The following is a 13,365-nucleotide window of genomic DNA, read 5'->3' on the forward strand; positions in this document are numbered from 1 at the left end:
TTCCCGTTATGGTTTGAAGTCCAGCGTAATGGCGCCGAGCTCGGATTCGCCCTTGCCTTTGGCGCTTTGCCCGCCCTTCGGCGGCCATTGCAGCGGCACCTTGACCACTTCGCGACCGCCCACTTCACGCGCAGCTTCCACCATAAGGACGTAATCGCCGGGCGGCAATTGCGCCAACGGGCCTTTGTCGCTGCTGAACGTCAGTTGCTGGTCACCCGCCGGGCGCGTTGCGCCGCTCACGCCATCGACAGGCATATGCACATCGCGGCCGGCACGACGCCACCATTGGCGCAGGTCCTTCAGCCATTTCTCGCCTTCCTTGTCCTTCTTCTTGACGTCGTACCAGACCGCCAGCGTCGCCGCGACGCTTTGGTCTGGGCGCTCCAGCCAGACGGCGACATAGGGACGGTGATACTCGGCGACGTTCAATCTCGGGATTTCGACTTTGACATTCATGTCCGCCGCAACCACCGGCAACGACACCACGCCCATCAGGGCAGCCGACAACGTCGTCGGCAACAGACCAGGAACCAGCACGCGCATATGACTCAACCTCGCTTGTGAAGAGAAAAAAAGAGAAAAATCAGTGAATGAAAATGATAGCCAGCACCAGCGGCACCACCAGCCCGAACCCGACCAGCGGCCAGGTCACCGGACGATTGCCTGCATGCAGTTGCAGCAGGAACATCCCCGTGATGCAGAACACCAGGCAAGCCACGGCGAAGATGTCGATGAACCAGCTCCACGCCGTGCCGGTATTGCGGCCTTTGTGCAAATCGTTGAAATAGGAAACCCAGCCGCGATCGGTCTTCTCATATTCGACCTTGCCGCTGCCGAGGTCGACGCGCAGCCAGGCGTCGCCACCCGGACGCGGCAGCGAGACGTACAGCTCGTCGGCCGACCACTCTCCGGTCTGCTGGTCGATTGCGACCGACAATTGCTGGTCGAGCCAGGTCTTCAACGGCGCTGGCAAGGCATCCTTGTCCTTGTGTTCTTCTGCAGTCAATTGCGCCAGCAAGTCCTTGGGCAATTGCGCCTGCTTGCTCGACACCTGCGGATGCGCCTCAATCTGCGCAGAATGATTCAGCGTCAGGCCAGTCGCCGCGAACAGCAGCATGGCGATCAGGCAAATGGCCGAGCTGATCCAGTGCCATTGATGCAGATGCTTGAGCCAGAACGAACGGCGTTGCTGTTTTGGCATGTTTCCGGCGACGGCGGCTTCCCTCATGTTTCATTCATGATGGCCTCAACGGGCCAATCTAAATAATAATAATTCTCAATTATAACTTCGACTGACGGAAAAAATGTAGCCTTTCTTCAGGATTTACTTTGCGATACATAAGGCTGCAGACCGATACGAAGATCCGTTTCGCCGTGCGCCGGTATGACTTCCGCAGACTGATGAAATTGCAAAAACGATAACAATACGAACGTAAAAAAATCGCCGGAGGCACATGCCCGCGGCGATTCCGGTCCTTCAATACAGATCTGGCGCAGTCCGCTGGCGGCTCACGCCACTTCAGCGCAGCAACTCATACGGACCGCCTCGCTCCAGTGCGCGCTGATACGCCGGGCGTCCATGGATGGCTTCAAGATATTTGAGCAGATTCGGATAATGTCCATCGAGGCCGCCGCGCGAACGGGCGCCCTCGACCGGAAAACTCATCTGGATGTCGGCTGCTGAGAAGGTATTGCCGGCAAACCAGGTGCTGCGCGACAGTTCGCCTTCCAGATACTGCAGATGCCGCTTGAGCTGCGGATCAACCATGCGCCCCAGTACGCCGTTGCAAATCATGCGGGCAACCGGCCGGATCAGGCCCGGCACGGACTTTGGCAGGCGGCTGAAGATCAGCTTCATCAGCAGCAACGGCATCGCCGATCCTTCGGCATAGTGCAGCCAGTAGCGGTAGCGCAGGCGCTCCGGGGTGCCGGCTTCGGGGATGAATTTGCCGTTGCCGTAGCGTTCGACCAGATATTCGACAATCGCGCCGGATTCGGCAATCGTCAGGTCGCCGTCGGTAATCACCGGCGATTTGCCCAGCGGATGAATGTCGCGCAGCGACTGCGGGGCCAGCATGGTCTTGGGGTCGCGCTGATAAAACTTGATGTCGTACTCGAGTCCCAGTTCCTCCAGAAGCCATAGCACGCGCTGCGAGCGAGAGTTATTCAGATGATGGACAGTGATCATGTATTGCGCCTTTCTGTAGAATGCGTAGCAGCGCTACTCTAACAGCAGAATAAAGCAGAACAATAAAGTATGGCCCGTACAACCTCTACGCCCCAAGTCCCGCTCTACAAAAAATTCGCCGATGAACTGGCGGCGTCCATTCACGCCGGTGTCCTGCAGCCGGGCGAACGCGTGACATCAGTGCGTGCCGCCAGCCAGCAGCACAACGTCAGCGTCACCACGGTCGTGCGCGCCTACGAGCTGCTGGAAAGCCGCGGCATCATCGAGAGCCACCCGCAGTCCGGCTATTTCGTGCGCAAGACTGTCGCCCCGGCGTCCGCGTCCGCGGCAAGCAAACTGCTGCCTCCGACGCATCCGGCCACCCAGCAGCCGCATGAAGTCGATGTCAGCCGGCTGGTGCTGGCCACGCTGAAGACCATCCAGCAAGACGGCACCATTCCGCTGGGTTCGCCTTATCCGAATCCGGCGCTGTTTCCTTCGCAGCGCATCGGCCAGTACGCCAGCCGCATTACGCGCAACAGCGACAGTTTCAGCGTTTTCACCGATCTGCCGCCGGGCCACCCCGACCTGCTGCGCCAGATCGCGCGGCGCTATCTGGAAACCGGTCTCAACGTCGCACCGGAAGACATCATCATCACCGTCGGTGCGACCGAAGCGATCAATCTCTGCCTGCAAGCCGTGGCCCAGCCGGGCGATACGATCGCAGTGGAGACGCCGACCTTCTACGCCATGCTGCACGCGATCGAACGCATGGGCATGCGCGCCGTCGAGATCCCCACCGATCCGCTGACCGGCATTGATCTGGATGCACTGGAAGCCTTGCTGCAAACTCAGAAGATCGCCGCCTGCATGGTGATGCCCAACTTCCAGAATCCGCTCGGCTCGATGATGCCGGACGCGCACAAGCAACGTCTGGTCGACCTCGCGCATCAATACGACATGCCGCTGATCGAGGATGCGGTTTACAGTGAATTGTTCTACGGCGCAGCGCATCCGACCTCGCTCAAGACTTACGACCGCGACGGCCTGGTGCTGCACTGCTCGTCCTTTTCCAAGAGCCTGACCTCGGCGTATCGCGTCGGCTGGGCGATTCCCGGCCGCTATCGCAATCAGGTCGAGAAGCTCAAATTCCTCAACACGCTGGCTACGCCGACGATCCCGCAACGCGCGATTGCCGAATACCTGACGCAAGGCGGCTACGAACGCCATCTGCGCAGGGTACGCCGCGGCCTGCTGCAGCAGCGCGATCTGATGCGGCATTTTGTGTTGCGATTTTTTCCTGAGGGAACACACGTGTCGGAGCCGGCCGGCGGCTACATTCTGTGGATCGAACTGCCGCCGCGCGTGGATGCGATGGAGTTGTACCGGCGCTGCCTGGTGCTGGGCATTACGATCGCACCGGGACGCATCTTTGCCGCGACCAACCGCTACAGCCATTTCATCCGGCTGAACTACAGCTACACGTGGTCGAAAGAGATTGAAAAAGCCTTGAAGACGATTGCAAGGATCGTCGCCGAACTTAGCTGAAACAGAGCTGAAACTCAACCGTGCAGCTTGAGTCCGGCCGCCGTCAGAATGGCGTTGCCGGTGCCGTCGTCGTTGACCACCACGATGGCAATCCCCGCCTCTTCCAGCGCCGTCAGAAAACGCCGCAAAGTACTCATCCGCAGTTCAGTCCGTTTGGACAGACGCGCCAGCGACAGCGGCGCCTGGCTGCGCTGATACTCCTGGTACAACTCGTCCAGGATGCGGACCAGCTCCGGGGGAAGCTGATCCTGCAACTGCTCTTGGGCGTCGTCCATACGGATGCTCTTAGGCCGCCTTCGCGTGCTGTACAGCCGCACGATGCAGCAGCACCGGGATCGATTTAGAGGTAGGGGTGCGCGCTTTGTCGGCGAAGCTTTCCAATGGCACCAGTGGATTGGTTTCCGGATAGTAGCTGCCGAGGCAGCCGCGCGGGATGTCGTATTCCACCAGCAGGAAACCGTCGGCACGGCGTTCGATACCGTCGTCCCAGACGCTGACCAGATCAACCCACTCGCCATCCTTCAGACCTAGCAATTCCAGGTCCAGCTTATGGATGAACACGACGCGGCGCTGGCCGAACACGCCGCGATAGCGGTCGTCCATGCCGTAGATGGTGGTGTTGTACTGATCGTGCGACCGCGTGGTCATCAGCGTCATCAGCTTTTCGCCGTACATCTTGCGGGCGCGATGAATAGGCGTGTCCAGCGGAATCGCATTGACCACGAAGTTGGCCTTGCCGGTGCTGGTCTTCCAGACGCGGTCGCGCGAAGCAACGCCCAGATGGAAGCCGCCCGGATTGGCGATGCGCTGGTTGTAGTCCTTGAAGGAATCGTAGACCTTTTCGATGGCGTTGCGGATGCGCGAATAGTCTTCGGCGTACCAGAGCCAGTCGATTTTCTTGCCGTTGTCGCGATGCTTCATGGTGGCTTCGGCGATGTGCGCAACGATGGCTGTTTCCGACATGCAGTTTTCCGACGCCGGTTTGTTGATGCCGTAAGAGACGTGCACCATGCTCATCGAATCTTCCACCGTCACGCCTTGCGCGCCGCCGGCTTGCATGTCGATCTCGGTACGGCCCAGCGTCGGCAGGATCAGCGCGTCCTTGCCGTGCACCAGATGGCTGCGGTTGAGCTTGGTAGTAATGTGGACAGTCAGGTTGCACGAACGCATCGCGTCAAAAGTGCGTGGCGTATCCGGCGTTGCCATGGCGAAGTTGCCGCCCAGGCCGATGAAGACCTTGGTACGGCCTTCCAGCATCGCCATCACGGAGCCGACGGTGTCGTTGCCATGGTGGCGCGGCGCCTTGAATTCGAATACCTGTTCCAGACGGTCGAGGAAGGCATCGGTCGGCTTTTCATCGATGCCGACGGTGCGGTCGCCCTGCACGTTGGAGTGGCCGCGCACCGGGCACAGGCCCGCGCCGGGACGGCCGATATTACCGCGCAGCATCATCATGTTGGACAGCAGCTGAATGGTGCCGACGGCGTGCTTGTGCTGCGTCAGACCCATGCCCCAGGTGGCGATTACGGCTTTGCCTTTGACGTAGACCTGCGCCAGCTTTTCAATGTCTTCGCGCGATACGCCCGACTCGCCGATGATGTCGGCCCAGCTTTCTGCGCGTGCGTCTGCGGCAAATTCGTCGAAACCGGAAGTATGTTCCTCGATGAATTTCACATCGAGAACGCGCTCGGCACCCTTGAGCACGGCTTCATCGTCCAGCTCGATGGTGCGCTTGATGACGCCCTTGATCAGCGCCAGATCGCCGCCCAGCGTCGGGTGAATGAACATCGAGCTGATCTGCGTGCTGCCCATGGTGATCATTTCGATCTTGCTTTGCGGATCGGCGAAGCGCTCCAGGCCGCGTTCCTTCAAAGGATTGATAGCAACGATAGTGGCGCCGCGCTTGGACGCATGGCGCAACTCGCCCATCATGCGCGGGTGATTGGTGGCAGGATTCTGGCCGAACAGCAGCAAGGTGTCGCACAGGTCGAAGTCGTCCAGCAGCACGGTGCCCTTGCCCACGCCGACGGTGACCGGCAGGCCGACGCTGGTCGGCTCGTGGCACATGTTGGAACAGTCGGGGAAGTTGTTGGTGCCGTATTGGCGCACAAACAGCTGGAACAGGAAGGCAGCTTCATTGCTGGCGCGGCCGGAGACGTAGAAGTCGGCCATGTTCGGATCCGGCAACGCATTGAGATGGCGGCCGATCAGATCGAAAGCCTGGTCCCAGGCGATCGGCACATATTTATCGCTAACGGCGTCGTAGACCATCGGTGCGGTGAGGCGGCCGTGATCTTCCAGCTCGTAATCCGACTGTTGCATCAACTCGGTGACGGTGTGCTGCGCGAAGAAATCGTTGGTCACGCGCTTCTTGGTGGCTTCCGCCGCCACCGCCTTGACGCCGTTTTCACAGAATTCAAAGGTAGAAGTGTGCTCGCGGTCCGGCCAGGCGCAGCCGGGGCAATCGAAGCCGTCGGGCTGGTTCTGCGACAGCAGCGTGCGCAGGCCCTTGCCGTCGGCCACGTGTTCCTTGACCAGATTCAGCGCCACATACTTCAGCGCGCCCCAACCGCCTGCAGGGTTGTTATAGGTCTCGATCTTTGCCTTGCCTGCCTTCGCCATTTTTGCTCCACCAATACAATTTCAGATGATGGAGAGTCTACCTGTTGCGGGCAGTCGTGACGTACACAGTCAAGCGGCTAAAAAAGGAGTACAGCGAACGAAGGCGTCTCACACAAAGATAGCCACCGTCAGCGTCGCCCCAGCGAACGCTGGGACCCAGTGTCGTGACAAGCGCCGATACGACACCGGGTCCTGACCTTCTCCTGACCTTCGTCAGGACGACGAGCAAAGAAAAATAGCAAGGAGACAGGGCTCTTAGACTGCATCAACCGGTATTGAGATCGCAGCCGCACTCAAAGCAACACATCATCGCGAATACAGGCACGCCAGCGGCCGGACGAGACTTCCCGGAGGTCGGGAACCGTCGCCGCACAGGCTTCCTGTGCATACGGGCAACGCGTGCGGAACACGCATCCCGACGGCGGATTGGCCGGACTAGGCAAATCGCCTTGCAGGGTGCGGCGATTCCTGGCTTGCTCCCGCGCATCGGACTCCGGCTTGGGCGAAGCCGCCAGCAAAGCCTGTGAATACGGATGCAGAGGCTTCTCGAACAAGGCGGACGCCGGTGCGATTTCCATGACTTTACCCAGATACAGCACCACCACGCGATCGCAGATATATTCGACCACGTCCAGATCATGCGAAATGAACAACATTGCCAGATTGAAGCGTTGACGCAGGTCCTGCAACAGATTGATCACCTGCGCCTGAATCGACACGTCCAGCGCCGATACCGGCTCATCGGCGACGATGAAGCGAGGCTCTACCGCCAGAGCGCGGGCAATGCCGATACGCTGGCGCTGGCCGCCGGAAAACTCGTGCGGATAGCGCGCGCCATGTTCCGCACGCAAGCCGACCAGTTGCAGCAGCTCGGCGATGCGCGTGGCGCGGGCATCACCGCGGTGCAGGCCGTGCGTATCAAGTGCTTCGCCGATGATGTCGCGCACGCGCTGGCGCGGGTTCAGGCTGGCATACGGATCCTGGAAAATGATCTGCATCTCGCGCCGCAGAGCGCGCATGCGCGAAGCCGACAGGTTGGAGATGTCCTCCCCCTGATAGCGAATCTCGCCGCCGCTGCTCTCCATCAGGCGCAGCAAAGTACGGCCGACGGTGCTCTTGCCCGAGCCGGATTCGCCAACCAGCCCGAGTACTTCGCCCGGCATGATGGCGAAACTGACGTCGTCGACGGCGCGGATGGGCGCGTCTTTTTGCTTGCCGCTGAAGTACTTTTTCAGATGGCGTACCTCGACCAGCGGCGCGGTGCTGCTCACATTGTTTACATTGGCGTTATTTGTCGTATTCATCGTGCTCATGCCGACTTCCTCAAAACACAGCGTACATTGTGGCCGTCATCGCCCAGCGTCAGCGGTGGCATGGCGACACGGCAGGCATCCGAAGCGTAGCTGCAACGCGGTTCGAAAGCACAACCCGGCGGCGGCGCCAGCGGACTGGCAACCTGACCGGGGATCGCCGCCAGACGCGGACGCTCGCCGGCGACGGCGTGGTTCTTGCTGCGGCCCGGCAGGCAATTGAGCAAGCCGGCCGTGTAGGGATGTTGCGGATTGTCAAAAATCTGCGGCACACTGCCCTGCTCCACCATGCGGCCGGCGTACATCACGGCGACGCGGTCGGCGATCTCTGCCACCACGCCGAGGTTATGGGTGATGAACAAGATGCCGGTGCCGGTTTCGCGCTGCAGCTTTTGCAGCAGCGCCAGGATTTGCGCCTGAATCGTCACGTCCAGCGCCGTGGTCGGCTCATCGGCGATCAGCAGCGAAGGATTGCACGACAAGGCCAGCGCAATCATCACGCGCTGGCGCATGCCGCCCGACAGCTGATGCGGATATTCGTACAAGCGGCGTGCGGCGGCGGGAATCTCGACCAGCTCCAGCATGCGCTGCGCGTGGATCATGGCATCCTTGTGGCTCTTGCCCAGATGCAGGCGCACGCTTTCCGCGATCTGGTCGCCGAGCGTGAAGACCGGATTCAGACTGGTCATCGGCTCCTGAAACACCATCGCGATTTCATTGCCGCGCAACTGGCGCAGGCTGCGTTGCGGCAAACGCGTCAGGTCGACCGTTTCGCCGTCGCGGCGCTTGAAGCGGATGCTGCCGCCAACCACGCGACCGGCGTCGGCCGGGATCAAACCCATGATGGACAAGCTGGTCACGGACTTGCCGGAACCGGACTCGCCGACTACGGCCAGCGTCTCGCCGGCGTTGAGGGTGAAGCTCACACCGTCGACCGACTTTACGGTGCCCTGCTCGGTGAAAAAATGCGTCTGCAGGTTGTCGACTTCCAGCAGCGGCGTCCCTTGTTGGACTCTCTGTTCTTGCATGATCTGTACTCTCTTTGCTGGAGGAATTAGAGGCTTTTGCGCAGGCGCGGATCGAGCATGTCGCGCAGGCCGTCACCGACCATTTGCAGCGAGAGCGCCGACAGCACGATGGCGATGCCCGGGAACACCACCAGCCAGATCGCCTGCTCGGCGTAGGCCTGCCCGGAAGAAATCATCGTGCCCCAGGTCGGCAGCTCAGGCGGCACACCGACGCCGAGGAAAGACAAGCCCGCTTCCGCCAGAATCGCGTAGGCGAAGATGAAGGTGCCCTGCACCAGAATCGGCGACAGGATGTTGCCCAGCACGTGGAAGAACACAATGCGCACCGTCGATACGCCCAGCGCGCGCGCCGCTTCCACGAACAACAGCTCACGCACCACCAGCGTCGAGGCGCGCACGATACGCGCCACACGGGGTGTATAGACAATCGCCAGCGCCAGCACGACGTTGATCAGCGAGGAGCCGAGAATCGCCACCAGCGCAATCGCCAGCAGGATGTCGGGGAACGACATCATGGCATCGACCACCCGCATGATGGGCGCATCCATGCGTTTGAAGAAACCGGCGCACAAACCCATCAGCACGCCGGCCACCAGTGAGATCACCACCACCAGCGCGCCGATAGTCAGCGAATAGCGGCCGCCGGTCAGCACACGCGTGAAAATATCGCGACCGAATTCATCCGTGCCGAACCAATGCGACGCCGACGGCGGCTGCAGGCGCGCCATGATGTCCAGCGCCGACGAATCGTAAGGAGAAGTCAGCGGCACCACGACAGCCAGGACGGCCAGCAGCACCAGGCTGATGACGCCGAACATGACCAGCTTGCGCCGCATGAATTTAGAGAGAAAAGCAAACATGGGAAATCCTGTGATTCTGTTCAAGAGCCGGATCAATACCGGACGCGCGGATCGATCAGCGTGTAGAGCAAATCGATCGCCAGATTGATCAGCACATAGATCACGGCAATCGCCAGCAAGGCGCCCTGAATCACCGGATAATCACGCCGCTGCACTGCCGACACCACCAGATTGCCGACGCCCGGCAAACCGAACACCGTCTCGGTCACCACCGCGCCGCCGATCATCAGCGCCGCCGTCAGACCGATCACTGTCACCACCGGAATCAGTGCATTGCGCAAGGCATGACGCAGGATCACACGGCGCTCGTTCAGCCCTTTGGCGCGTGCCGTGCGAACGTAGTCATCGGACAGCACGTCGAGCATGGAAGCGCGCGTGAAGCGGATGATCAGCGCCGAATTGAGCACGCCCAGCACCACTGCCGGCAGCAGCAGGTGATGCAGACGGTCCCACAACGGCGCACCCGGATCGCCGTAACCGGCCACCGGAAACCAGCCCATCTTGACGGCGAAAATCTGCATCAGGATCAGGCCGAACCAGAAGCTGGGAATACTTGCGCCCAGCATGGCGATGCCGGTGAACACCTGATCCACCACCCGACCGCGCCACACGGCGGAAACAATGCCGCACGGAATGCCGATCAGGCAGGCCAGCGCCACCGCAAAAATCGTCAGAAAGAAAGTCGGCTCGGCACGCGAAGCCAGCGCTTCGGTCACCGGCATCTGCAAGAAAATGGATTGGCCGAGGTTGCCCTGCGCCAGCTCCTTGAGCCAGAAGCCGAATTGCACCAGCATCGGCTTGTCGAGGCCATATTGGGCGCGCAGTTTGGCGATATCGGCGACGGTGGCCTGGTCGCCCAGCATGATCGCAGCCGGATCGCCCGGCGCCAGACGCGTGATGAAGAACACCAGCACGGCGACGATCAGCATGACGATCACCATGCCGGTGAAGCGTCCTGAAAGATAACGGAGCATAGACGTGAAGTCGGTTAGGAAATAAAAGAAAAAACGGATGCAGCCCGTCCATCGGTTTCGTCAAAAACGAAATCGATGGGATATGAAATGTTCAGAGCCTGCCTCTGCGCAATGCAGGGAAAATCATGCGTTGCGCAGAGAAGTGCTTTCCAGCTACTTAGTCAGCCAGCTTGGTATTCCAGAAATACGGCCAAGGCATAGGTGTGTAGCCCTGCAGCTTGGACGATTTCGCGGTCAGGCTGTTGAAGCTGCCCAGACGGATATACGGCACTTCGTCGTACACCACGCTCTGCACCTTGCCCCACAATGCGCCGCGATGCGCCGGATCCATCTCGTGCGAGAACACGGTGACCGACACGTCCTTGCCGGCGCTCTTCCAGCCGCCCGGTGCGCCATCGCTCAGTTGCGGCGGCGACAGTGTCGGTTCAGGCAGGAAAGCCGAATGGGTCATGTAGATATCCCACAGCGCCGGATCATTGCGGCGCTGGATCAGCGTCGCCCAGTCGACCACTTGCATGTCGACCTTGAAACCGGCCAGCTTCAGTTCTTCGCCCATCACCAGCGCCATGCGGTAGTGGAATTCGTACTGCTTACTGGTCAGGATCTTGACCGGCTCGCCCTTGTAACCGGCCTTGGCGGCGAGGTCGCGCGCCTTGGCTGCATTGGCCTGGTTATACGAAGCGGTACCGTCCATGGAGTAGAACGGCGAGCCCTTCGGAAAGTGATTGCCTTCCACCGAGAAGAACTTCGGATCGCCGAAACCGGCGGTCATGATTTCCTTCATGTTCAGCGCGGCCTGAATCGCCTGGCGCACACCCTGCTTTTGCAGCGGGCCTTGCACCGTGTTCAGCACCACATACGGAAAGCCGAACGGCGCAGTGATCACCGGCACGACATTCGGCTTGCCTGCCAGACGCGGCGAGGCTTCCGCCGGCAGCAGATCGGCGAACTGATATTGACCGGACAGCGAACCTTCAACGCGGGTATTCGGATTCGGCACAGGGATAAAGCGCAGCTCGGACAGCAAAGCCTCACGCTTGCCGGCATAACCACTGGCCGGCTCCTTGCGCGCGCTGTAGCCGTCGAAACGGGTCAGCAGCACGTATTGGTCAGGCTTGCGCTCCTTGAACTGATAAGGACCGGTACCAATGAAATCCTTCAATGGATTGACTGCAGACTCCTTCGGCATGATCGCGGCGAAACCGGACGGCAGCGCCAGATGCGCCAGCAGCGGTGCGTAGGCGTTCTGCATGCTCAGCACGATGGTGTACGGACCTTTGGCGTCGAGGCTCTTGATCTCTTTCGATACCGCCTTACCACGCGGTGCGATGTCCATCCAGCGCTTGAGAGAAGCGACGACGTCGTCGGATTTCATCTCTTTGCCGTTGTGAAATTTGACGCCCTTGCGCAGTTCGATGGTGACGGTCTTGCCGTCAGCACTCACCTTGGGCAGGCTTTCCGCCAGCATGGGCTGGATGTTCCACTTAGCGTCGAAGGTATACAGCGGTTCATAGACGTGCTGCATGATGGTTGCGACCAGATCGGTGGTCGATGCCATCGGATCCAGCGTTTGCGGCTCGGCCACCATCGCCAGATTGGCGACGCCGCCCGGAGCAGCCTGTGCCAGTGGCGCCACGCCTAATGTGCCTACCGACGCCAGCACCGCTGCGCTTGCCGCATATTGAAATAGCAGACGCCTGCCCTTGTTGAACGACGGTAAAAAAGATCGCACTGTCATCATCCTCTCCTACATGCCTGCTGGGTTAAAAATCCTGGCCTTGCAACGGCGGACTGAATGGCGACCGGTTTTTCAAAACCGCCGGTCAAGCGACATCCATAGCGCGCCGTTTGCTGATGCTTTGTTTTTTATTCTTTTGCTGCGACTGCTTGCTGAAATTTTTTGGTAGTTTATATCACGCCGTTTGAAGCAGCAATCAGTAAACACATGCAAAAAGTTACGAATCCCTTATCTACGAAGCATTACGAGAAAAAGCAAGAACTGTTATTTAGTAACATAAATGCTGCGCCGCCCCAAAAACAAGCGCAATGCCGTCGCAAATCACCAAACAAGGGCACGGTATCGGCGATCGCTTCTCACGGAAAATCGCCGCACGAATGCGATCCGGAATGCCATTGGAGACAACTGATGGTCACGACAGAAATCAGCCCACGTCACGAGATGGTGCACGAGGGGAAATTGCGCTTTGCAACAGACTGCTCAAGCTGACTGAAAAAATAACGGGTGGATTTTTTGCAACAGGAGGAGATCGCCGATGCCGGCGCGATCATTGCAGAGACAAAAGCATGGGCAGAGGGTCGTGCGCATCAATGCGCAACCTCTGCCCACGCAGGATGAAGAACAAGTCAGCTCTCCATCGCCATCAGTTTCTTGCGCAAGACCGTGAGGCCATGCCGCAGCTGCGCAATCTCTTCTTCCGAGTTGCCGCTCATGGCCTGATCGGTCACCTGATCGACGATGACCTTGGCCTGCCAGAACATCTCGCGTCCGCTGTCCGTGATCTGCACGACCACTGACCGCTTGTCATGCTCCGACGCGCTGCGCGCAATCCATCCGCGCGCTTCCATCGCGTGCAGGATGCGAGTCACGCGCGTGCGCTCGTAGGCCGTCCATTGCGCCAGCTCTTGCATCGTCAGCGGACCTTTGCGCAGGACTGCGCTCAGGATCCGGTATTCCGTGGGAAGGATTTCCAGCGGCCGCAAAGCGTCTTGCAGTAAGTGATTGCGCCGGTACACGACCTGCGTGCACAGGAAGAAAAGATGCGTTTCCAGTTCCGATTGATTTGACTGATCTGACATTTTTTAATAAACAAGAATTGACGATATCTCAACTCTGTC

The 13,365-nt window shown here is 59.7% G+C and carries 13 protein-coding genes; 2 read left to right on the forward strand and 11 right to left on the reverse strand.

Annotated features, from left to right (window positions below):
• Window positions 1-6: 6 nt before the first annotated feature.
• The 3 genes from AC1RN6_RS00190 to AC1RN6_RS00200 all read right to left on the reverse strand — a co-directional run bounded on the left by AC1RN6_RS00190 (window position 7) and on the right by AC1RN6_RS00200 (window position 2,188).
• Window positions 7-543: a DUF2271 domain-containing protein gene (locus AC1RN6_RS00190; protein WP_493003469.1), complete on the reverse strand. Its 537-nt coding sequence runs from the start codon at window positions 541-543 to the stop codon at window positions 7-9.
• Between the two features lie 40 nt (window positions 544-583).
• Entirely contained in the window at window positions 584-1,228 is a 645-nt protein-coding gene (locus tag AC1RN6_RS00195) for a PepSY-associated TM helix domain-containing protein (protein ID WP_493002194.1), read from the reverse strand.
• A gap of 291 nt (window positions 1,229-1,519) precedes the next feature.
• Window positions 1,520-2,188: a glutathione S-transferase gene (locus AC1RN6_RS00200; protein ID WP_493002195.1), complete on the reverse strand. Its 669-nt coding sequence runs from the start codon at window positions 2,186-2,188 to the stop codon at window positions 1,520-1,522.
• A gap of 69 nt (window positions 2,189-2,257) precedes the next feature.
• On the opposite strand from AC1RN6_RS00200, the gene AC1RN6_RS00205 reads away from it, so the two are divergent.
• Window positions 2,258-3,715 (forward strand): aminotransferase-like domain-containing protein, encoded by a 1,458-nt coding sequence (locus AC1RN6_RS00205; protein WP_493002196.1) that lies wholly within the window; start codon window positions 2,258-2,260, stop codon window positions 3,713-3,715.
• A gap of 14 nt (window positions 3,716-3,729) precedes the next feature.
• Here AC1RN6_RS00205 and AC1RN6_RS00210 read toward each other — a convergent pair whose 3' ends face one another.
• The 7 genes from AC1RN6_RS00210 to AC1RN6_RS00240 form a co-directional block, all read right to left on the reverse strand.
• Window positions 3,730-3,990, reverse strand: a complete 261-nt coding sequence (locus AC1RN6_RS00210; protein WP_493002198.1) for a helix-turn-helix domain-containing protein — start codon at window positions 3,988-3,990, stop codon at window positions 3,730-3,732.
• 10 nt (window positions 3,991-4,000) lie between these two features.
• Window positions 4,001-6,337: an FdhF/YdeP family oxidoreductase gene (locus AC1RN6_RS00215; protein ID WP_493002199.1), complete on the reverse strand. Its 2,337-nt coding sequence runs from the start codon at window positions 6,335-6,337 to the stop codon at window positions 4,001-4,003.
• Window positions 6,338-6,630: 293 nt separating this feature from the next.
• Window positions 6,631-7,650 (reverse strand): ABC transporter ATP-binding protein, encoded by a 1,020-nt coding sequence (locus AC1RN6_RS00220; RefSeq protein WP_493002200.1) that lies wholly within the window; start codon window positions 7,648-7,650, stop codon window positions 6,631-6,633.
• Window positions 7,647-8,675, reverse strand: coding sequence for an ABC transporter ATP-binding protein (locus tag AC1RN6_RS00225; protein ID WP_493002202.1), 1,029 nt, complete (start codon window positions 8,673-8,675; stop codon window positions 7,647-7,649). The genes AC1RN6_RS00220 and AC1RN6_RS00225 overlap by 4 nt, the downstream gene beginning before the upstream one ends.
• A 26-nt stretch (window positions 8,676-8,701) precedes the next feature.
• Entirely contained in the window at window positions 8,702-9,535 is an 834-nt protein-coding gene (locus AC1RN6_RS00230) for an ABC transporter permease (protein WP_007882299.1), read from the reverse strand.
• 32 nt (window positions 9,536-9,567) lie between these two features.
• Window positions 9,568-10,509, reverse strand: a complete 942-nt coding sequence (locus AC1RN6_RS00235; protein ID WP_034381208.1) for an ABC transporter permease — start codon at window positions 10,507-10,509, stop codon at window positions 9,568-9,570.
• A gap of 157 nt (window positions 10,510-10,666) precedes the next feature.
• Window positions 10,667-12,247, reverse strand: coding sequence for an ABC transporter substrate-binding protein (locus AC1RN6_RS00240; protein WP_493002203.1), 1,581 nt, complete (start codon window positions 12,245-12,247; stop codon window positions 10,667-10,669).
• Window positions 12,248-12,454: 207 nt separating this feature from the next.
• On the opposite strand from AC1RN6_RS00240, the gene AC1RN6_RS00245 reads away from it, so the two are divergent.
• On the forward strand, window positions 12,455-12,736 hold the full coding sequence (locus tag AC1RN6_RS00245; protein WP_493002205.1) for a hypothetical protein: 282 nt from the start codon (window positions 12,455-12,457) through the stop codon (window positions 12,734-12,736).
• A gap of 137 nt (window positions 12,737-12,873) precedes the next feature.
• Here AC1RN6_RS00245 and AC1RN6_RS00250 read toward each other — a convergent pair whose 3' ends face one another.
• The gene (locus AC1RN6_RS00250; protein WP_493002206.1) at window positions 12,874-13,326 is read right to left on the reverse strand and encodes a MarR family winged helix-turn-helix transcriptional regulator; all 453 of its coding nucleotides are present in this window, start codon (window positions 13,324-13,326) and stop codon (window positions 12,874-12,876) included.
• Window positions 13,327-13,365 lie beyond the last annotated feature (39 nt).

Source organism: Herbaspirillum sp. GW822-FHT03A08, from assembly GCF_058801885.1.

What these genes read in the sequence shown, in the direction of transcription:
- AC1RN6_RS00190 (WP_493003469.1), bottom strand. Translation starts at nt 543, where the DNA reads ATGCGCGTGCTGGTTCCTGGTCTGTTGCCGACGACGTTGTCGGCTGCC.
- AC1RN6_RS00195 (WP_493002194.1), bottom strand. Translation starts at nt 1,228, where the DNA reads ATGAGGGAAGCCGCCGTCGCCGGAAACATGCCAAAACAGCAACGCCGT.
- AC1RN6_RS00200 (WP_493002195.1), bottom strand. Translation starts at nt 2,188, where the DNA reads ATGATCACTGTCCATCATCTGAATAACTCTCGCTCGCAGCGCGTGCTA.
- AC1RN6_RS00205 (WP_493002196.1), top strand. Translation starts at nt 2,258, where the DNA reads ATGGCCCGTACAACCTCTACGCCCCAAGTCCCGCTCTACAAAAAATTC.
- AC1RN6_RS00210 (WP_493002198.1), bottom strand. Translation starts at nt 3,990, where the DNA reads ATGGACGACGCCCAAGAGCAGTTGCAGGATCAGCTTCCCCCGGAGCTG.
- AC1RN6_RS00215 (WP_493002199.1), bottom strand. Translation starts at nt 6,337, where the DNA reads ATGGCGAAGGCAGGCAAGGCAAAGATCGAGACCTATAACAACCCTGCA.
- AC1RN6_RS00220 (WP_493002200.1), bottom strand. Translation starts at nt 7,650, where the DNA reads ATGAGCACGATGAATACGACAAATAACGCCAATGTAAACAATGTGAGC.
- AC1RN6_RS00225 (WP_493002202.1), bottom strand. Translation starts at nt 8,675, where the DNA reads ATGCAAGAACAGAGAGTCCAACAAGGGACGCCGCTGCTGGAAGTCGAC.
- AC1RN6_RS00230 (WP_007882299.1), bottom strand. Translation starts at nt 9,535, where the DNA reads ATGTTTGCTTTTCTCTCTAAATTCATGCGGCGCAAGCTGGTCATGTTC.
- AC1RN6_RS00235 (WP_034381208.1), bottom strand. Translation starts at nt 10,509, where the DNA reads ATGCTCCGTTATCTTTCAGGACGCTTCACCGGCATGGTGATCGTCATG.
- AC1RN6_RS00240 (WP_493002203.1), bottom strand. Translation starts at nt 12,247, where the DNA reads ATGACAGTGCGATCTTTTTTACCGTCGTTCAACAAGGGCAGGCGTCTG.
- AC1RN6_RS00245 (WP_493002205.1), top strand. Translation starts at nt 12,455, where the DNA reads ATGCAAAAAGTTACGAATCCCTTATCTACGAAGCATTACGAGAAAAAG.
- AC1RN6_RS00250 (WP_493002206.1), bottom strand. Translation starts at nt 13,326, where the DNA reads ATGTCAGATCAGTCAAATCAATCGGAACTGGAAACGCATCTTTTCTTC.